We start from the raw sequence: 1,486 nt of genomic DNA on the forward strand, positions 1-1,486 counted from the left end.
CGCCGCCGCGTCGCCGACGGCGCGGTCGGCCGCCGCATCGTCGGTGAAGCGGCAGGTGACGCCTACCACTTCGTAGCCTGCGCGCATAAGCAGTGCGGCGGATACCGCGCTGTCCACCCCGCCGCTCATGCCCAGCGCAACGCGCCGTGCGCCGTTCTCACCCGTTGCCATCTTCCCTCCTTTTGCATCTTCTTTCGTCGCCAGTATAAAGGAAGCGATGCCCGTGCAGCGCAGCGCTTCAACTATACGTGAAGAGCCTACGCAGAACAGCCGCAGCGCGGTATGATACGCTCTCGGCGCTCGGCGGAGCGCTATACTGGATCCTGCGCATCCCGCGCATCGACCGCAAACACAGCAAGGGGGATCGCACGTGTCAGGCTCGAAGTCTCGCTATATACCGGCGCTCGACGGCCTGCGGGCTTTCGCCGTGCTCGCCGTCATCGCCTACCATATGCGCATGCCCTGGGCGCCCGGCGGCCTGCTGGGCGTCACCGTCTTCTTCGTGCTGTCGGGTTACCTTATAACCAGCTTGCTGCTCATCGAGTACGACGATACCGGCAAGATCGACCTGCCGCACTTCTGGCTGCGCCGCATCCGGCGGCTCGTGCCCGCCATCGTGCTCGTCATCGTTTGCACGGCCGTGCTCTGCACCCTGTTCAACCACGCCCTGCTCACGAAGATGCGCCCCGACGTCCTGCCGTCCCTGCTCTTCTTCAACAACTGGTGGCAGATATTCCACGACGTGTCCTACTTCGAAGCGCTCGGCGCTCCGTCGCCGCTTGCGCACTTCTGGTCGCTGGCCATCGAGGAGCAGTTCTACCTCGTGTGGCCCGTGGCGCTGTTCGCCGCGTTGAAGCTGGGGGCGAAGAAGGGCACCGTGCGCAATGCCGTGCTCGTGCTGGCCGCGCTCTCCGCGCTGGAGATGGCGCTGCTGTTCAACCCCGCCGCCGACCCGAGCCGCGTGTACTACGGCACCGACACCCGCGCATTCTCGCTGCTCATCGGTGCATGGCTGGCGTTCGTGTGGCCGTCGCACCTGTTGGGCGCCAAAAGCGGCGTGCGCCTGACGAAGCGCGAGCGCTCCGTGCTCGACGGCGTGGGGGCCGCGGCGCTCGCGGGCTTGCTGCTGCTGGTGGTGTTCTCGAACGGGTTCTCGCCCTTCCTGTACCGGGGCGGGCTCGTGCTGTGCTCGGTGCTCACCGCCGTGGTCATCGCGGCCATGGTGCATCCGGCCAGCGTCATCGGGCGCGTCGCGGGCGCGAGGCCGCTCGTGTGGATAGGCAAGCGCAGCTACGGCATATACCTGTGGCACTACCCGTTGCTGCTGCTCATGGACCCGGGCGGCATCGGCGACACGCCCTGGTGGCTCTACCTGCTGCAGCTGGCGGCCGTGTTCGGCTGCGCTGCGCTGTCGTACCGCTTCGTGGAGAACCCCTTCCGCCACGGGGCCTTCGGCCGCCTGGTGAAGAAGGTTCGCTCGGGCGAG

Annotated in this window: 1 protein-coding gene and 1 pseudogene; one reads left to right on the forward strand and one right to left on the reverse strand. The window is 67.0% G+C overall.

Annotated elements, in window-relative coordinates:
- Positions 1-171, reverse strand: a pseudogene (locus GPA_RS17890) (tRNA 2-thiouridine(34) synthase MnmA); the annotation flags it as partial.
- 199 nt (positions 172-370) lie between these two features.
- Between GPA_RS17890 and GPA_RS03565 the strand changes: the two are divergent.
- A partial coding sequence (locus GPA_RS03565; RefSeq protein WP_041238968.1) for an acyltransferase family protein occupies positions 371-1,486 on the forward strand: 1,116 nt, incomplete at its 3' end.

The organism is Gordonibacter pamelaeae 7-10-1-b (assembly GCF_000210055.1).
In the GTDB taxonomy this organism is placed as follows: Bacteria; Actinomycetota; Coriobacteriia; order Coriobacteriales; family Eggerthellaceae; genus Gordonibacter; species Gordonibacter pamelaeae.